The 16,858-nt window shown below is 69.4% G+C and carries 22 protein-coding genes; 21 read left to right on the forward strand and 1 reads right to left on the reverse strand.

The window, feature by feature from the left end; genetic code table 11:
- Positions 1 to 68 precede the first annotated feature (68 nt).
- From rpsH to glmM, 21 genes are all read left to right on the forward strand, one after another.
- Complete coding sequence (rpsH, locus tag GQQ93_RS05545) at positions 69 to 467, forward strand: 30S ribosomal protein S8 (protein ID WP_157423224.1); 399 nt, start codon at positions 69 to 71, stop codon at positions 465 to 467.
- Positions 468 to 471: 4 nt separating this feature from the next.
- The gene (gene rplF, locus GQQ93_RS05550; protein WP_157423225.1) at positions 472 to 1,008 is read left to right on the forward strand and encodes a 50S ribosomal protein L6; all 537 of its coding nucleotides are present in this window, start codon (positions 472 to 474) and stop codon (positions 1,006 to 1,008) included.
- A gap of 2 nt (positions 1,009 to 1,010) precedes the next feature.
- A complete protein-coding gene (gene rplR, locus GQQ93_RS05555) occupies positions 1,011 to 1,370 on the forward strand; it encodes a 50S ribosomal protein L18 (RefSeq protein WP_157423226.1) in 360 nt (119 codons plus the stop codon).
- On the forward strand, positions 1,367 to 2,065 hold the full coding sequence (gene rpsE / locus GQQ93_RS05560; protein WP_157423227.1) for a 30S ribosomal protein S5: 699 nt from the start codon (positions 1,367 to 1,369) through the stop codon (positions 2,063 to 2,065). Before rplR ends, rpsE begins: the two co-directional genes overlap by 4 nt.
- A complete protein-coding gene (rpmD, locus tag GQQ93_RS05565) occupies positions 2,065 to 2,250 on the forward strand; it encodes a 50S ribosomal protein L30 (protein WP_022889741.1) in 186 nt (61 codons plus the stop codon). Before rpsE ends, rpmD begins: the two co-directional genes overlap by 1 nt.
- Positions 2,250 to 2,918 (forward strand): 50S ribosomal protein L15, encoded by a 669-nt coding sequence (rplO, locus tag GQQ93_RS05570; RefSeq protein ID WP_157423228.1) that lies wholly within the window; start codon positions 2,250 to 2,252, stop codon positions 2,916 to 2,918. Before rpmD ends, rplO begins: the two co-directional genes overlap by 1 nt.
- Before the next feature lie 132 nt (positions 2,919 to 3,050).
- Positions 3,051 to 4,376: a preprotein translocase subunit SecY gene (gene secY / locus GQQ93_RS05575; RefSeq protein WP_157423229.1), complete on the forward strand. Its 1,326-nt coding sequence runs from the start codon at positions 3,051 to 3,053 to the stop codon at positions 4,374 to 4,376.
- Positions 4,373 to 5,014, forward strand: a complete 642-nt coding sequence (locus GQQ93_RS05580; RefSeq protein ID WP_157423230.1) for an adenylate kinase — start codon at positions 4,373 to 4,375, stop codon at positions 5,012 to 5,014. The genes secY and GQQ93_RS05580 overlap by 4 nt, the downstream gene beginning before the upstream one ends.
- A gap of 3 nt (positions 5,015 to 5,017) precedes the next feature.
- Positions 5,018 to 5,845 (forward strand): type I methionyl aminopeptidase, encoded by an 828-nt coding sequence (map, locus tag GQQ93_RS05585; protein WP_157423231.1) that lies wholly within the window; start codon positions 5,018 to 5,020, stop codon positions 5,843 to 5,845.
- A 91-nt stretch (positions 5,846 to 5,936) separates the two neighbouring features.
- Positions 5,937 to 7,589, forward strand: coding sequence for a phosphoenolpyruvate--protein phosphotransferase (ptsP, locus tag GQQ93_RS05590; RefSeq protein WP_170296133.1), 1,653 nt, complete (start codon positions 5,937 to 5,939; stop codon positions 7,587 to 7,589).
- 208 nt (positions 7,590 to 7,797) lie between these two features.
- Positions 7,798 to 8,019: a translation initiation factor IF-1 gene (gene infA / locus GQQ93_RS05595; protein WP_011186713.1), complete on the forward strand. Its 222-nt coding sequence runs from the start codon at positions 7,798 to 7,800 to the stop codon at positions 8,017 to 8,019.
- Between the two features lie 67 nt (positions 8,020 to 8,086).
- A complete protein-coding gene (gene rpmJ / locus GQQ93_RS05600; RefSeq protein WP_022889747.1) occupies positions 8,087 to 8,200 on the forward strand; it encodes a 50S ribosomal protein L36 in 114 nt (37 codons plus the stop codon).
- A 156-nt stretch (positions 8,201 to 8,356) separates the two neighbouring features.
- Positions 8,357 to 8,737, forward strand: coding sequence for a 30S ribosomal protein S13 (gene rpsM, locus GQQ93_RS05605; protein ID WP_157423232.1), 381 nt, complete (start codon positions 8,357 to 8,359; stop codon positions 8,735 to 8,737).
- A 32-nt stretch (positions 8,738 to 8,769) separates the two neighbouring features.
- Positions 8,770 to 9,168, forward strand: coding sequence for a 30S ribosomal protein S11 (gene rpsK, locus GQQ93_RS05610; RefSeq protein WP_022889749.1), 399 nt, complete (start codon positions 8,770 to 8,772; stop codon positions 9,166 to 9,168).
- Between the two features lie 132 nt (positions 9,169 to 9,300).
- The gene (locus GQQ93_RS05615; RefSeq protein ID WP_022889750.1) at positions 9,301 to 10,287 is read left to right on the forward strand and encodes a DNA-directed RNA polymerase subunit alpha; all 987 of its coding nucleotides are present in this window, start codon (positions 9,301 to 9,303) and stop codon (positions 10,285 to 10,287) included.
- A gap of 47 nt (positions 10,288 to 10,334) precedes the next feature.
- Complete coding sequence (rplQ, locus tag GQQ93_RS05620; RefSeq protein WP_157423233.1) at positions 10,335 to 10,856, forward strand: 50S ribosomal protein L17; 522 nt, start codon at positions 10,335 to 10,337, stop codon at positions 10,854 to 10,856.
- Positions 10,857 to 10,994: 138 nt separating this feature from the next.
- Complete coding sequence (locus tag GQQ93_RS05625) at positions 10,995 to 12,296, forward strand: acyltransferase family protein (protein ID WP_157423234.1); 1,302 nt, start codon at positions 10,995 to 10,997, stop codon at positions 12,294 to 12,296.
- Between the two features lie 9 nt (positions 12,297 to 12,305).
- A complete protein-coding gene (truA, locus tag GQQ93_RS05630; RefSeq protein ID WP_157423235.1) occupies positions 12,306 to 13,283 on the forward strand; it encodes a tRNA pseudouridine(38-40) synthase TruA in 978 nt (325 codons plus the stop codon).
- 155 nt (positions 13,284 to 13,438) lie between these two features.
- Entirely contained in the window at positions 13,439 to 13,885 is a 447-nt protein-coding gene (rplM, locus tag GQQ93_RS05635) for a 50S ribosomal protein L13 (protein WP_157423236.1), read from the forward strand.
- Between the two features lie 43 nt (positions 13,886 to 13,928).
- The gene (rpsI, locus tag GQQ93_RS05640; RefSeq protein ID WP_157423237.1) at positions 13,929 to 14,414 is read left to right on the forward strand and encodes a 30S ribosomal protein S9; all 486 of its coding nucleotides are present in this window, start codon (positions 13,929 to 13,931) and stop codon (positions 14,412 to 14,414) included.
- 18 nt (positions 14,415 to 14,432) lie between these two features.
- Positions 14,433 to 15,794 (forward strand): phosphoglucosamine mutase, encoded by a 1,362-nt coding sequence (glmM, locus tag GQQ93_RS05645; protein WP_157423238.1) that lies wholly within the window; start codon positions 14,433 to 14,435, stop codon positions 15,792 to 15,794.
- A 106-nt stretch (positions 15,795 to 15,900) separates the two neighbouring features.
- Here glmM and coaA read toward each other — a convergent pair whose 3' ends face one another.
- Positions 15,901 to 16,857 (reverse strand): type I pantothenate kinase, encoded by a 957-nt coding sequence (coaA, locus tag GQQ93_RS05650; RefSeq protein ID WP_157423239.1) that lies wholly within the window; start codon positions 16,855 to 16,857, stop codon positions 15,901 to 15,903.
- Position 16,858 lies beyond the last annotated feature (1 nt).

A 16,858-nucleotide genomic window follows, 5' to 3' on the forward strand; every position in this document is an offset into this window, starting at 1 on the left:
GACCACACCACAGGTCAGTCCCCGTGTAACGGGTCCTGAAACCTGGTGAACGTAAGGAACGAATCGTCATGACGATGACCGACCCGGTCGCTGACATGCTGACCCGCCTGCGGAATGCGAACTCCGCGCACCACGACTCCGTGTCGATGCCCAACTCGAAGCTCAAGGCGCACATCGCCGAGATCCTCAAGCGCGAGGGCTACATCGCCGACTTCGAGGTCACCGACGCTCGCGTGGGCAAGACCCTCACGCTGAAGCTCAAGTTCGGCCCGAACCGCGAGCGCTCGATCGCCGGTATCAAGCGCGTCTCGAAGCCCGGCCTCCGCGTGTACGCGAAGTCGACCGAGCTGCCCAAGGTCCTCGGCGGCCTCGGCGTTGCGATCCTGTCCACTTCCAGCGGTCTGCTGACCGACCGCCAGGCCGAGAAGAAGGGCGTGGGTGGGGAAGTCCTCGCCTACGTGTGGTAATTCCATGTCACGAATCGGACGACTTCCCATCGTCATCCCCGCGGGTGTCGACGTCAAGGTCGACGGCTCCGCCGTCACCGTCAAGGGACCGAAGGGCGAGCTCTCGCTCAACGTCGCCTCGCCCATCGAGGTCAAGCTCGAAGAGAACCAGGTCGTCGTGACGCGTCCCGACGACGAGCGCGCCTCGCGTTCGCTGCACGGCCTCACGCGCACCCTGATCGCCAACGACATCATCGGTGTGACCGAGGGCTACTCCAAGGGCCTCGAGATCGTCGGCACCGGTTACCGCGTCGCGCAGAAGGGCAGCGCGGTCGAATTCGCGCTCGGCTTCTCGCACCCGGTCACGGTCGAGGCGCCCGAGGGCATCACGCTGACCGTCGAGGGCAACAACAAGCTCACGGTCGCGGGCATCTCGAAGCAGGCCGTCGGCGAGACCGCCGCCAACATCCGCAAGATCAAGAAGCCCGAGCCGTACAAGGGCAAGGGCATCCGCTACGCCGGCGAGGTCGTGCGTCGCAAGGCCGGAAAGTCAGGTAAGTAATCATGGCTGTGAAGAGCAAGACGGCCGCGCGTTCGCGCCGCCACACCCGCCTTCGCAAGAAGATCGTCGGCACGGAGCTCCGCCCCCGTCTCGTCGTCACCCGCTCGGCCCGCCACGTCTTCGTGCAGGTCGTCGACGACGCCAAGGGTCACACCGTCGCGTCGGCGTCGACCATGGAGGCCGACCTCCGTGCGTTCGAGGGTGACAAGACTGCGAAGGCGAAGAAGGTCGGCGAACTCGTCGCCGAGCGCGCCAAGCAGGCCGGTGTCGAGTCCGTCGTCTTCGACCGCGGCGGCAACAAGTACGCCGGTCGCGTCGCAGCGATCGCCGATGGAGCGCGAGAGGCAGGACTGAGCCTGTGAGCGAGAACACTGTGAAGGAGACCGAGGTGACCGCAGAGGCACCCGTCGAGACGGCAGCGGCGTCCGAGCCCGCCCGCAACGAGCGCGACTCGCGCCGTGGCGGCGGTCGCGACCGCAACCAGGGCCGTGACCGTGGTGGTCGCGACGCTGAGAAGAGCCAGTTCCTCGAGCGAGTCGTCACCATCAACCGCGTGTCGAAGGTCGTCAAGGGCGGCCGTCGCTTCAGCTTCACGGCGCTCGTCGTCGTGGGTGACGGCAACGGACTCGTCGGCGTCGGCTACGGCAAGGCGCGCGAGGTCCCGACCGCGATCTCGAAGGGCGTCGAGGAGGCGAAGAAGAACTTCTTCCGCGTTCCCCGCGTCGGTTCGACCATCCCCCACCCCGTCCAGGGTGAGGCTGCCGCCGGTGTGGTGCTCCTGCGCCCGGCGTCGCCCGGTACCGGTGTCATCGCCGGTGGTCCGGTGCGCGCCGTGCTCGAGTGCGCCGGCATCCACGACGTGCTCTCGAAGTCGCTCGGCTCGTCGAACACGATCAACATCGTGCACGCCACGGTCGAGTCGCTGAAGCAGCTCGAAGAGCCCCGTGCGGTCGCCGCACGTCGTGGTCTCGACTACGACGAGGTCGCGCCCGCGCGCCTCATCCGTGCCGAGGCACAGGCGGCCGAGGCCGCCGCAGCAGCGAAGGCAGGTGCCTGATGGCCAAGCAGCTGAAGGTGACCCAGATCAAGTCCAAGGTGAGCGAGAAGCAGTACCAGCGTGACACGCTGCGCAGCCTCGGGCTCAAGCGAATCGGCCAGTCGGTCGTGCGTGAGGACACCCCGCAGAACCGCGGGTACGTCAACACCGTCGCTCACCTCGTGAAGGTTGAGGAGATTGACTAATGGCTGACGAGAAGAACGACGCCACCACCGAGGCCCCGAAGAAGGCCCCGGCGAAGAAGGCCGCCGAGAAGCCCGCCGCCGAGAAGGCCGCCCCCAAGGCGGCTGCAGCGAAGAAGGCTCCGGCCAAGGCCGCTGCCGCGAAGGCCGACGACGCGAAGGCCGAGAAGGCCCCCGCGAAGAAGGCTCCCGCGAAGAAGGCGGCTCCCAAGGCCGACGTCGCGGAGAAGCGCGAGCAGGTGCTGAAGGTCCACCACCTCCGCCCCGCTCCCGGTGCCAAGAAGGACAAGACCCGCGTCGGACGCGGTGAGGGTTCGAAGGGCAAGACCGCCGGTCGCGGCACCAAGGGTTCGAAGGCCCGCAACAACATCCGCCCCGGCTTCGAGGGTGGCCAGCTTCCGTACCACATGCGTGCGCCGAAGCTCCGCGGCTTCAAGAACCCGTTCCGCGTCGAGTACCAGGTCGTGAACCTCGACAAGCTCGCCGAGCTCTACCCGAAGGGCGGCGATGTCACCATCGCCGACCTCATCGAGAAGGGCGCCGTCCGCAAGAACGAGCGCGTCAAGGTGCTCGGCAACGGCGACATCCAGGTGAAGCTCAACGTGGCCGTCGACAAGGTCTCCGGCTCGGCCGAGCAGAAGATCGTCGCCGCCGGCGGCTCGGTCAAGTAAGACCGACAGCACGATTGGTTCGAGCCAGTCGGGACCTCGCGTAGGATAAGCGGGGTCTCGACTGGCTCGAGTCGTATAACGAACCAACTCCCTGCGGGCGCTGAGGCATCGCACGGAGCAACAGGAGGACGAGTGTTCAACGCCATCGGGCGGATCTTCCGCACGCCGGATCTTCGCCGCAAGCTCGGTTTCACGCTGGGCATCGTCGCCCTGTTCCGGCTCGGTTCATTCATCCCTGCACCCTTCGTCGACTTCGGCAACGTGCAGCAGTGCCTCGCGGCGAACCAGGCCGCCGGGGCATCCGGCCTCTACGATCTCGTGAACCTCTTCTCGGGCGGTGCACTGCTGCAGCTCTCGATCTTCGCGCTGGGCATCATGCCCTACATCACGGCGTCGATCATCGTGCAGCTGCTGCGCGTGGTCATCCCTCACTTCGAGACCCTCTACAAGGAGGGCCAGGCGGGCCAGGGCAAGCTCACCCAGTACACCCGCTACCTCACCATCGCCCTCGGCGTGCTCCAGTCGACGACGCTCATCACGGTGGCCCGCTCGGGCGCGCTGTTCCCGAACAGCGACCCCTCGTGCTCGGCGCTGATCACGAACGACGCGTGGTACGCGATCCTGCTCATGGTCATCACGATGACCGCCGGCACCGGCCTCATCATGTGGATGGGCGAGCTCATCACCGAGCGCGGCATCGGCAACGGCATGTCGCTGCTCATCTTCACGTCGATCGCCGCGACGTTCCCCGGCTCGCTCTGGGCGATCGGTATCGCCCGCGGCTGGGACATCTTCGCGATCGTCCTGCTGATCGGTCTCGCGATCGTCGTCGCGGTCGTCTTCGTCGAGCAGAGCCAGCGGCGCATCCCGGTGCAGTACGCCAAGCGCATGGTCGGCCGGCGCACGTACGGCGGCAACAACACGTACATCCCGATCAAGGTGAACATGGCCGGCGTCGTGCCCGTCATCTTCGCCTCGTCGCTCCTGTACCTGCCGGCGCTCATCGCCCAGTTCAACCAGCCGGCGGCCGGCGAGGACCCGCAGCCCTGGGTGCTCTGGATCACGAACTACCTGACCCAGGGCGACCACCCGCTCTACATGCTGCTGTACTTCCTGCTCATCGTCGGCTTCACGTACTTCTACGTCGCGATCACCTTCAACCCCGACGAGGTGGCCGAGAACATGAAGAAGTACGGCGGGTTCATCCCCGGCATCCGCGCGGGCCGCCCGACGGCCGAGTACCTCGACTACGTGCTCACCCGCATCACGGCTCCCGGCTCGCTCTACCTCGGCCTGGTCGCGCTCATCCCGCTGATCGCGTTCGTCTGGGTCGGCGCCAACCAGAACTTCCCGTTCGGCGGCGCGTCCATCCTGATTATCGTCGGCGTCGGGCTCGAGACGGTCAAGCAGATCGACGCCCAACTCCAGCAGCGACACTACGAAGGACTTCTCCGATGACCCCTGCCGCCTCGAACGGCACCGCCGCCACCAGCTCCGCCCGCTTCCTGATCGTCGGCCCCCAGGGCTCGGGCAAGGGAACCCAGGGCGTGCTCGTCGCGGAGGCGTTCGGAGTGCCGCAGGTCGCCACGGGAGACATCTTCCGCGCCAACGTCGCGGGCGGCACCGAGCTCGGCAAGCGGGTCCAGGCGATCATCGAGGCGGGCGATCTCGTGCCCGACGCGCTCACGAGCGAGCTCGTGCGCGATCGCCTCGCGCAGGCGGATGCCTCGGAGGGCTTCCTGCTCGACGGCTACCCCCGCAACCGCGGCCAGGTCGACGACCTCGACACGTTCCTCACCGAGCGCGGCGAACAGCTCGACGCCGTGATCGAACTCGAGGTGCCGCGCGAGGAGTCGATCACGCGAATCCACCAGCGCGCGGTCGAGCAGGGCCGCACCGACGACACCGAAGAGGTCATCGCGAACCGCCTGGCGATCTACGAGCGCGAGACCGCGCCGATCCTCGACGTGTACCGCGCACGCGGTCTCGTCGTCCGCATCGACGGCGTCGGCACGCTCGCCGAGGTGACCGCGCGCATCTTCGAGGCGCTCGCCGCTCGGGGCCTCGCACCCCGGCACCCCGGCGCCGCGGCCTGAGTCGTGTTCCGGCGGTCGATCTACAAGTCGCCGGCCCAGCTGCGCTCGATGGTCGCGGCGGGCCGTGCGACGGCGGCGGCGCTCGCTGAGGCCCGGCGCCTCGCCGTGGCCGGCGCCACCGGTCTCGAGCTCGACGCCGCTGCCGAGCGCACGATCACGGCCGCCGGCGGCCGCTCGAACTTCAAGCTCGTGCCCGGCTACCGGCACACCCTGTGCGTCTCGGTGAACGACGACGTGGTGCACGGCATCCCGGGGGAGCGCCGGTTCCAGCCCGGTGACATCGTCTCGGTCGACGGCGGGGCCGAGGTCGACGGATGGAACGGCGACTCGGCGTTCACGGTCGTGCTGCCCGACCCGTCGCGCCCCGAGATCGTCGCGGCGCGAGAGACGCTCTCGACGGTGACCGAGCACGCGCTCTGGCACGGCATCGCGACGCTCGCCCGCGCCTCCCACCTCAACGAGGTCGGGGCGGCGATCGAGGACTACGTGCGCGGGGAGGGCGAGTACGGCATCCTCACCGACTACGTGGGGCACGGCATCGGTCGCACGATGCACGAGGAGCCGCCGGTGTTCAACTACCGCGTCGACCGACGCGGTCCCGCCGTCAAGCCCGGCCTCGTCGTCGCGATCGAACCCATGCTCGTCGCCGGCGCGGTCGACAGCTTCGTGCGCGACGACGACTGGACCGTCACGACCGCCGACGGCGCCGATGCGGCGCACTGGGAGCACAGCGTCGCGGTGCACGCCGGGGGCATCTGGGTGCTCACCGCCCCCGATGGCGGGGCCGAGGGCCTCGCTCCCTTCGGCATCGTGCCGATGCCGATCGACTGAGCGTTCCCGAACCGTCGCGGCGCCCGCGAGGATAGGCTGAACGGAGGCGCCGGAAGGTGGCCGGACGCCGATCGAGCCGGGGGTGGTCGAGGTGGAGTTCATCGGGATCGGGGTCGGTCGCGGCATCGCGGTCGGGCAGGTGGCCTGGATGGCCCCGCCGCCGGCGGAGCCGTCGACCGCGGCGAGCGGGCGCGGCCCCGAACGTGAGCTCGAGCGGGCGCAGACCGCTGCGGCGGAGGTCGCGCGCGAGCTCCGCCGTCGGGCGGACGCAGTGGAGGGGACCGCGGCCGAGGTGCTCGGCGCCCAGGCGCTCATGCTCGAGGACCCGGCCGTGCACGGAAGCGTCGCCGAGCATGTTGCCCGGGGAGCGACGGCCGAACGTGCCGTCTTCGAGGCCTTCGCCGCATACCGCGAGCTGCTCACCGGCATGGGCGGATACCTCGCCGAACGCGCCGCCGACCTCGCCGACGTCGCGAATCGGGTGATCGCCGAACTGTCGGGGGCGGCCGCGCCCGGCGTGCCCGACCCGGGGCACCCCTTCGTGCTCGTGGCGAACGACCTGGCCCCCGCCGACACCGCGACCCTCGACCTCGATCGCGTGCTCGCGGTGGTGACGCTCGAGGGCGGGCCGACGTCGCACACGGCGATCCTCGCGCGCGAGAAGTCGCTCGTCGCGATCGTCGGCGCGGATGCCTCGGGGCTCGTGGAGGGGGAGACGGTGATCGTCGACGCGGCGAACGGACGCATCGTGCGCGACCCCTCCGATGACGACCTCGCCGCCGCGGCGGCGCGACAGGCGGAACTGGCGGCGGAGGCCATGGCGCCGATCGCTCCGGGGCGGCTCGCCGACGGCACGTCCGTCCCGCTGCTCGCGAACCTCGGCGATCCGGCCGGGGCGGAGGAGGCGGTGCGCCTCGGCGCCGAGGGGGTCGGGCTGTTCCGGACCGAGTTCCTCTTCCTCGGCTCGGAGACCGCACCGACGGGCGCGGTGCAGGAGGAGGCCTACGAGCGACTGCTCGCCGCATTCCCCGAGCGGAAGGTCGTGGTGCGGGTGCTCGACGCCGGGGCCGACAAGCCGCTCGCCTTCCTCGGCGGGAAGCACGAGGAGAACCCGGCACTCGGACTACGGGGCATCCGTGCGCTGCGACGTACCGAGCCGGTCCTGCGAGAGCAGCTTCGCGCGCTCGCGGCGGCCGCTTCGCGCACGTACGCCCGGGTGGAGGTGATGGCGCCGATGGTCGCGACGGTCGAGGAGGCCGCCTGGTTCGCGGAGGCCGCCCACGGCGCGGGACTTCCGGTCGCGGGCGTCATGGTCGAGGTGCCCGCAGCCGCGCTGCTCGCGGACCGGCTGCTCGCCGCGGTCGACTTCGCCTCGATCGGCACGAACGACCTCACGCAGTACACGATGGCGGCCGACCGCCTGCTCGGCGACGTGGCCGAGCTGCAGGATCCGTGGCATCCCGCCGTGCTCCGCCTCGTCGGCGCGGTGGGCGACGCCGGGGCGGCGCTCGGCAAGCCGGTCGGCATCTGCGGCGAGGCCGCGGCGGATCCGCTCCTCGCGGTCGTGCTCGTCGGGCTCGGCGCGACGAGCCTGTCGATGTCGCCGTCGGCGCTCGCTGGGGTGCGGGCGGAGCTCCTCCGCCACTCGGCGGTGCAGGCCCGAGCCGTCGCGGAGGCGGCGCTCGGTGCGGACGGGGCGGCATCGGCACGGTCTGCGGCGGCCGAGGCCGTCGCGCTCCGCTGAGCGGCGCCCGGAGCGTCGCCGGCGCCGTCGAACGCCCTGGTCGCGGGCTCGACTGGCGAAAGCAGCGGAAATGACCTAAAGTTGACCCTTGGTGTTCTGCACGCCTGCCTTGGCATGCCCGACGACCTCGTCCGAGGGCATCGCGCAAGGCTCGCGCGCAGCAGTCATCGCACGACCAGCATCCCAAACTCCAAGCGATAGTGAGGCTATGGCCAAGAAAGACGGCGTCATCGAGATCGAGGGCTCGGTCATCGAGGCCCTCCCGAACGCGATGTTCCGGGTGGAGCTCACGAACGGGCACAAGGTTCTCGCGCACATCTCAGGGAAGATGCGCCAGCACTACATCCGCATCCTCCCCGAGGACCGCGTGATCGTGGAGCTGAGCCCCTACGACCTGACGCGCGGGCGCATCGTCTACCGCTACAAGTAAGGGCTGTCGGAAAGTAACGGCCCGCGGCATCCCGCGGGTACGAGGACAGCGAATCAGAGGAACCACTGTGAAGGTCAACCCCAGCGTCAAGCGGATCTGCGAGAAGTGCAAGGTCATCCGCCGTCACGGCCGCGTGATGGTCATCTGCGAGAACCCGCGCCACAAGCAGCGCCAGGGCTAATCTCCTGACGCGGGGCCCGCCGAGTGCGCGGCCCCGACGCACAACTGAATACGAATCGGCACTGTCAGATCCCGCTCACGCGGGGGACACCTCGGGACGGAGGCCCGGGCACCGGCAGTGCTCCACACCTCCACTTCGAAACAGGAGAAGCCACACATGGCACGTCTGGCAGGAGTCGACATCCCGCGCGAGAAGCGCGTGGAGATCGCACTGACTTACATTTTCGGCGTCGGCCGCACTCGCGCGCTGCAGACGCTCGCGGAGACCGGCATCGACGGGAACATCCGCGTGAAGGACCTCAGCGACGACCAGCTCGTCGCCCTTCGTGACTACATCGAGGGCAACTTCAAGGTCGAGGGCGACCTCCGCCGCGAGGTCGCCGCCGACATCCGCCGCAAGGTCGAGATCGGCTCGTACGAGGGCCTGCGCCACCGTCGCGGCCTTCCGGTCCGCGGTCAGCGCACCAAGACCAACGCTCGTACCCGCAAGGGCCCGAAGCGCACCGTCGCCGGCAAGAAGAAGCCCGGCCGCAAGTAACCGCTCGTCGCCAGATCTAGGAGATTTCACACATGGCAGCACCCAAGGCGGCTACTCGCAAGCCGCGCAAGAAGGAAAAGAAGAACATCGCCGTGGGCCAGGCCCACATCAAGTCGACGTTCAACAACACGATCGTCTCGATCACCGACACCAACGGTGCCGTGATCAGCTGGGCCTCCTCGGGCGGCGTCGGCTTCAAGGGCTCGCGCAAGTCGACCCCGTTCGCCGCGCAGCTCGCTGCCGAGTCCGCTGCGCGTCAGGCGCAGGAGCACGGCATGAAGAAGGTCGACGTCTTCGTCAAGGGCCCCGGCTCGGGCCGTGAGACCGCCATCCGTTCGCTCCAGGCCGCGGGCCTCGAGGTCGGCAGCATCAACGACGTGACGCCGCAGGCGCACAACGGCTGCCGCCCGCCGAAGCGCCGCCGCGTCTAAGGCTCTCCGGACCGGTGGTCGGGCCGGGCTCTGCGGAGCCGGCCCGGCCACCGGGCATCCGTTCTCACACAACTCAAGATCCTCGACCTCGCAGGTGTCATATAGCGGACACCCTGCCGAAAGGAATCAACAGTGCTGATCGCACAGCGCCCGACGCTCACCGAAGAGAACATCTCGGAGTTCCGTTCGCGTTTCGTGATCGAGCCCCTCGAGCCGGGCTTCGGTTACACCCTCGGCAACTCGCTTCGCCGCACCCTCCTCTCCTCGATCCCCGGCGCGGCCGTGACGAGCATCCGCATCGACGGCGTGCTCCACGAGTTCTCGACGGTTCCGGGTGTGAAGGAGGATGTCACCGAGATCATCCTGAACATCAAGAACCTGGTCGTCTCCAGCGAGCACGACGAGCCCATCACCGCCTACCTGCGCAAGCAGGGCGCCGGTGAGGTCACCGCCGCCGACATCTCGGCTCCGGCCGGTGTCGAGGTGCACAACCCCGAACTGGTCATCGCGACGCTCAACGACTCGGCGAAGTTCGAGCTCGAGCTCACGATCGAGCGCGGCCGCGGCTACGTCTCGGCCAGCCAGAACCGCAACGAGTACTCCGAGGCCGGCCAGATCCCGGTCGACTCGATCTACTCGCCGGTGCTCAAGGTCACGTACCGCGTCGAGGCCACCCGTGCCGGCGAGCGCACCGACTTCGACCGCCTCGTGGTCGACGTCGAGTCGAAGCCGGCCATCTCGCCGCGCGACGCGATCGCTTCGGCCGGCCGCACCCTCACCGAGCTGTTCGGTCTCGCCCGCGAGCTGAACACCGCGGCCGAGGGCATCGAGATCGGCCCCGCGCCGGTCGACGCCGTGCTCTCGAGCGAGCTCTCGATCCCGATCGAAGACCTCGACCTCTCGGTGCGCAGCTACAACTGCCTGAAGCGCGAAGGCATCAACACGGTGTCGGAGCTGGTCGCCCTGAGCGAGTCGCAGCTCATGAACATCCGCAACTTCGGTCAGAAGTCGGTCGACGAGGTGAAGGACAAGCTCACCGAGATGAACCTGTCCCTCAAGGACTCGGTGCCCGGTTTCGACGGCGCCCACTTCTACACCGGCTTCGACGACGAGAACTAGTCGCTCGCGCACGTAGCACCGACCCCACACACTGGAGATAACGAACCATGCCGAAGCCCACCAAGGGCCCCCGCCTCGGAGGCGGACCCGCGCACGAGCGACTCCTGCTCGCGAACCTCGCGGCTGCGCTCTACACGCACAAGAGCATCACCACCACCGAGACCAAGGCGAAGCGGCTCCGTCCGCTCGCCGAGCGTCTCATCACGTTCGCGAAGCGCGGCGACCTGCACGCCCGCCGTCGCGTGCTCGCCGTGATCGGCGACAAGGCCGTCGTGCACGAGCTGTTCGCGGTCATCGCCCCGCAGGTCGCCGACCGTGAGGGCGGCTACACCCGCATCACGAAGATCGGCAACCGCAAGGGCGACAACGCCCCCATGGCGGTCATCGAGCTCGTGCTCGAGCCGGTCGTCAAGAAGCAGCGCGCCGCGAAGCCCGTCGCCGAGGCGCCCGTCGCCGACGAGCCCGAGGTCGTCGAGGAGGCCCCCGAGGCCCCCGTCGCCGAGGAGACCACCGAGGCTGCGGCCGACGAGGCTCCCGTCGAGGAGACCGAGGCAGCCGAGGCCAAGTAGTCTCGCTTCCCGCAGAACGGGCCCCTGTGCACAACGCACGGGGGCCCGTTCGCGTCTCTCGCTAGACTCGCGTCGGCCCGCGAAGGCGGGCTCGATGCCGCGGTCGCTTCCGACGGCGTCCGTCGACGGAAGGACGAGATGGTCGCGAGCACGATGGTCCCGGTCGATCGGGATCTCTCGATCGATTTCGCCCGGGCGTTCTGCCTGCCCGTGGTCGTGCTGCTGCACGCGCTGCAGATGGGCATCGGCGGCGACCCGCTCCGGGCGTTCAACGCGCTCGACGGGTTCGAGCCGCTCGCGTGGGCGACCTGGCCGCTGATGATCATGCCGGTGTTCTTCATCTGCGGCGGCTTCGCGGCGATCACGCAATGGCGCAGGCTCCGCGGTCACGGCGAGACCGTCGCGCACTACCTCCGGCTCCGTGCGATCCGCCTCGCCCAGCCCGTGATCGGCGTCGTCGCCGCGGTCGGTGCGGTGCTGGGGGTCATGGTCGCCGCGGGAGCCGACCCCGAGTTCGTGCGCAGCTTCGCGGTCCGCCTGGCCGAGCCGCTCTGGTTCATTCCGGTGTACCTGATCTGCACGGCCTTCGTGCCGCTCATGAGCCGCTTGCACCGCCACGCCCCGTGGCCGACGTACCTCGGGCTCACGGGCGCGGTCGTCGTGGTCGACGTCGTGAGCCGCGGTTTCGGGGTTCCGCTCGGCGCGGTCAACTGGGTCTTGGTGTGGTTGTTCGCCCAGCAGCTCGGATTCGGTCTGCGCGACGGATGGTTCGCGCGACGGTCGAAGCTCGTGCTCGCCGCCGTCGCGGTCGGCGCGTACGGGGCGATCGCTGTACTCGTCACGGTGTTCGGCTACTCGCACGACATGCTCGACAACCTCAACCCCCCGACGCTCTGCATCCTTGCCCTCTCGCTCGGGCAGGCGTGCCTGTTCGCCCTCGCGCAGCCGATGATCCGGCGGGCCATGCGGTGGCGTGCGATGCTCGGTGCGGTGTACGTCTTCGGCGTCTACGGCATGGTCATCTACCTCTGGCACACCTTCGCCATGGCAGTCGTGACCGGGGTGCAGCTGGCCGTCGGCGCGCCCTTCCCGCCCGTGCTGTCGCCCGCCTGGTGGGCGACCCGCCCGCTGTGGGTGCTCGCGATCGCGGCCGTCGTCGCCGTCTGCTGCGTGATCGTGCCCCGCGTCGAGCGACGGTGGCCGGCGCCGGTCGATCGTGCGACCCCCCTGCCGGCGGTCCTCGTGTGGACGCTCCTCGCCGTCGGCGGAGTCGGCGTGCTGCTGACGCTCGGGTACGTGCCCTGGCCGAACGGACTGCTCGGTTGGTCGCTCGTACTGGTCGCGGTCGTCGCGCTGCTCATCGGCGGTCCGGGCGCGAGGCGCCCGAGCGGCGGCGCCGATGAGCGCGCGCGGCCGGAGGCCGACCCGGTGCGCGCCTAAACTCGACACATGCCCGAATCCGTTCCCGCGTCGACGCCCGAGCGCGACGGTGCAGCGGCCGACGCGAGCGATGAGACCATCCGGATCAGGTTGGGGATCGCCTACGACGGCACCGAGTTCAAGGGATGGAGCCGCCAGCCGGGTCTGCGCACGGTGCAGGGCGTCGTCGAAGACGCGCTCGCGACGCTGTTCCGCCGTGAGCACGTCGTTCCGAGACTGACGGTGGCGGGCCGCACCGACGCCGGCGTCCACGCACTCGGTCAGGTCGCGCACTTCGATGTGCCGCTCGTCGCATACGCCTCGGTGACGAGGCCGCGCCGGGGGGAGGACGACGGCGCCTCCACCGCCGACGCCTCGGCCGTGCTGCTCCGCCGCCTCGGCGGCATCATCGGCGCCGCCGACGCCGATGTCGTCGTCACGGGCGCAGAGCCCGCGCCGGTCGGATTCGACGCCCGCTTCTCGGCGGTCTGGCGGCGCTACGAGTACCGCGTCGCCGACGCGTCGGCGACGAGGGACCCGCTGCAGCGGCTGCGCACGGTCTGGTCGCCGCGCGAGCTCGATGCGGGTGCCATGGATGCCGCGGCCGCGACCCTCACCGGACTCCACGACTTCGCCGCGTTCTGCAAGCCGCGGCCCGAGGCGACGACGATCCGAACACTGCAGGAGTTCTCCTGGCATCGCGAGCCCGACGGCGTGCTCGTCGCGCGGCTGCAGGCCGACGCGTTCTGCCACTCGATGGTCCGGGCGCTCGTGGGTGCCTGCGTCGCCGTGGGGGAGGGGCGGCTCGAACCGGGCGATCCACGAGCGCTCCTCGCCGCGCAACGGCGCACGAGCGACTTCAAGGTCATGCCCGCCAAGGGGCTCGTGCTCACCGAGGTCGGCTATCCCGACGACGCCGAGCTCGAGGCCCGCGCCGTGCAGACGCGAGCACGACGGGAGCTTCGCCAGCGCGGCATCCCCGACCCGGTGGCGGAGCCGCGATTCTGAATCGCGAGGCGAAGCTGCTAGAATCTCTCTTTGGTGCCGTTCTCTGCAGCGGTACCCGAAGTTGAGCCCTCCACCAGGCGTTCGCACGCATCGCGTTCGAACTCCCCCGGAGTGGGATTCACGAACCCCTCACTCGATCAGAAAGCAGCACTTCCGTGACGCGCACCTATACCCCGAAGTCGAACGAGATCCAGCGCGACTGGGTCGTCATCGACGCGACCGACATCGTCCTCGGTCGTCTCGCCAGCCACTCCGCAGCCCTGCTGCGCGGCAAGCACAAGGCGATCTTCGCCAACCACGTCGACACCGGTGACTTCGTCATCATCGTCAACGCCGACAAGGTGGCCCTCACCGGCCAGAAGCTCGAGCAGAAGAAGGCGTACCGCCACTCGGGCTACCCGGGCGGCCTCAAGGCCGTCGGCTACGCCGAACTCCTCGAGAAGAACCCCGTTCGCGCCGTCGAGAAGGCGATCCGCGGCATGCTCCCGAAGAACTCGCTCGGTCGGGCACAGCTGAAGAAGCTCAAGGTCTACGCAGGCCCCGAGCACCCGCACGCCGCGCAGCAGCCCAAGCCGTACACCCTCACCCAGGTCGCCCAGTAATTCCGGCACCCTCGACGTTCTCGAAATAAGGATTCACACCAAAATGGCGAAGATCGCAGACCAGATCGAAGCGGCTCCCGAGAGCTACACGACCGAGAGCGCCCCCGAGGCCGCTCCCACCACCCCCCGTCCCGTGCTCAACGTCTCGGGCGCAGCCGTCGGCCGCCGCAAGCAGGCCATCGCCCGCGTGCGCGTCGTCCCCGGCGCCGGCACCATCACGGTCAACGGCCGTGAATTCGCGGCGTACTTCCCGAACAAGCTGCACCAGCAGCTCATCACCGACCCGTTCACCGTGCTCGAGCTCACCGGCTCGTACGACGTGATCGCGAAGATCACCGGCGGCGGCCCCTCGGGCCAGGCCGGTGCGCTCCGCCTCGCGATCGCGCGCGCGCTCAACGAGGTCGACCGCGAGAACAACCGCCCGACCCTGAAGAAGGCCGGCTTCCTCACGCGCGACGCCCGCGTCATCGAGCGCAAGAAGGCCGGTCTCAAGAAGGCCCGCAAGGCTCCGCAGTTCTCGAAGCGTTAATCCGCTCCGCGAATCCGTATGCCTCGGCTTTTCGGAACGGACGGGGTCCGGGGCCTGGCCAACCGTGAACTCACGGCTGACCTGGCCCTGGGCCTCTCCCAGGCGGCTGCGGCCGTCCTCACGCAGGGTCGCCACGCCGACGAGAACCGCGCCGCCGGTCGGCGGCCCGTCGCCGTCGTCGCGCGCGACCCCCGCGTCTCCGGTGAGTTCCTCACCGCCGCGGTCTCCGCGGGTCTCGCGAGCTCCGGTGTCGACGTGCTCGACGCCGGGGTCATCCCGACCCCCGCGACCGCCTTCCTCATCGACTCGATCAAGGCCGACTTCGGCGTCATGATCTCGGCGTCGCACAACCCGGCGCCCGACAACGGCATCAAGTTCTTCTCCTTCGGCGGCACCAAGCTGCCCGACGAGGTCGAGGACCGCATCGAGTCCTACCTCGGCAAGCAGAAGCTGGCGCCGGTCGGCGACGGCGTCGGCCGCATCCGCCGCTTCGCCGATGCCGAAGACCGCTACGTCGTGCACCTGCTCGGCACGCTGCCCAACCGCCTCGACGGCATCAAGGTCGTGCTCGACTGCGCCCACGGTGCGGCAGCCGGCGTCTCGCCCCAGACCTTCGCTGACGCGGGCGCAGAACTCGTCGTCATCGGCGCCGACCCCGACGGCATCAACATCAACGACGGCGTCGGTTCGACGCACCTCGACAAGCTGCAGGCCGCCGTGCTCGCGCACGGCGCCGACGTGGGCATCGCTCACGACGGCGACGCCGACCGCTGTCTCGCGGTCGACGCCGACGGCAACATCGTCGACGGCGACATGATCATGGCGATCCTCGCGGTCTCGATGAAGGAGCGAGGGAAGCTCACCGACGACACGCTCGTCGTCACGGTCATGTCGAACCTCGGCCTGAAGCGCGCGATGGCCGAGCACGGCATCGAGGTCGTCGAGACGAAGGTCGGCGACCGCTACGTGCTCGAGGCGCTCGGCGCGGGCGGCTTCGCCCTCGGCGGCGAGCAGTCGGGGCACGTGATCATGAGCGAGTACGCGACCACCGGTGACGGCGTGCTGACCGGCCTCCACCTGGTGGCCGAGATGGCGCGCACCGGCAAGACGCTCGCCGAGCTCGCCTCGGTGATGACGGTGTACCCCCAGGTGCTCGTGAACGTGCGCGGCGTCGACCACCACCGGCTCGGCGAGAACGCGCGGATCGCCGAAGCCGTGACCGAGGTCGAATCGGAACTCGGCGACTCGGGCCGGGTGCTCCTGCGCCCCTCCGGCACCGAGCCCATGGTTCGGGTGATGGTCGAGGCGGCCGACCAGCCTGCGGCCGACCGGCACGCGGCGGCGCTCGCCGACGTGGTGAAGGCCGAACTCGCGCTCTGACACGCGACCGCTCTCGATCAGGAGCACGCACGCGGTTCAGGACGATTCCCGCGGAATCGTCCTGAACCGCGCACCTCTTCCTGAAACAGTGTCGCCGCGCGGTGGATCAGAGCTTGCGCAGCAGCACGCTCGAGACCGCGTGGTCCGACCCCTTGCGCAGCACGAGCGAGGCCCGTGAGCGGGTCGGCCGGATGTTCTGCAGCAGGTTCGGCTCGTTGATCGAGTGCCAGATCTCGCGCGCCCGGTGCCTCGCCTCGTCCTCCGAGAGCGAGGCGTAGCGGTGGAAGTACGATCGCGGGTTCGCGAACGCGCCCCGCTGGAGCTTCAGGAACCGCTCCTCGTACCAGCGTGCGATGTCGCTCGTGCGAGCGTCGACGTAGATCGTGAAGTCGAAGAGATCGCTCACCGCGAGACGGTGCCCCGGGCCGGGCGGCTGCAGCACGTTGAGCCCCTCGACGATGAGCACGTCGGGGCGGCGCACGGTCACCTGCGCGTCGGGCACGATGTCGTAGGCCAGGTGCGAGTAGAAGGGGGCCCGGACCTCGGCGGCGCCCGCCTTCACCTCGCTCACGAAGCGAAGGAGGGCGCGGCGGTCGTACGACTCGGGGAACCCCTTGCGGGCCATGAGCCCCCGGCGCTCGAGCTCGGCGTTCGGGAAGAGGAAGCCGTCGGTCGTCACGAGTTCGACCCGGGGCGTGTGCTCCCATCGGGCGAGGAGCTCGCGCAGGAGCCGCGCGATCGTGGACTTGCCCACCGCGACCGATCCCGCGACGCCGATCACGAACGGCGTCGACTCGAAGCGCTCTCGCAGGAACTCGCTCGCGACCTTGTGCAGCGACTTCGTGCCGCCGACGTAGAGGTTCAGGAGGCGGCTGAGGGGCAGATAGACCTCGGCCACCTCGGTCGGGTCGAGCGGCTCGCCGAGACCCCGCAACTGCACGATCTCGGTCTCGCGGAGGGGCGAGGGCATCGACGGCGCGAGCGCCGCCCAGTCGGCTCGGTCGAGTTCGATGAACGGCGAGATCTGCGTCGGGTGCGACGACGGGCTCTGCTGATCCGGCACC

Origin of the sequence: Agromyces lapidis (assembly GCF_009749405.1) — a bacterium.
In the GTDB taxonomy this organism is placed as follows: Bacteria; Actinomycetota; Actinomycetes; order Actinomycetales; family Microbacteriaceae; genus Agromyces; species Agromyces lapidis.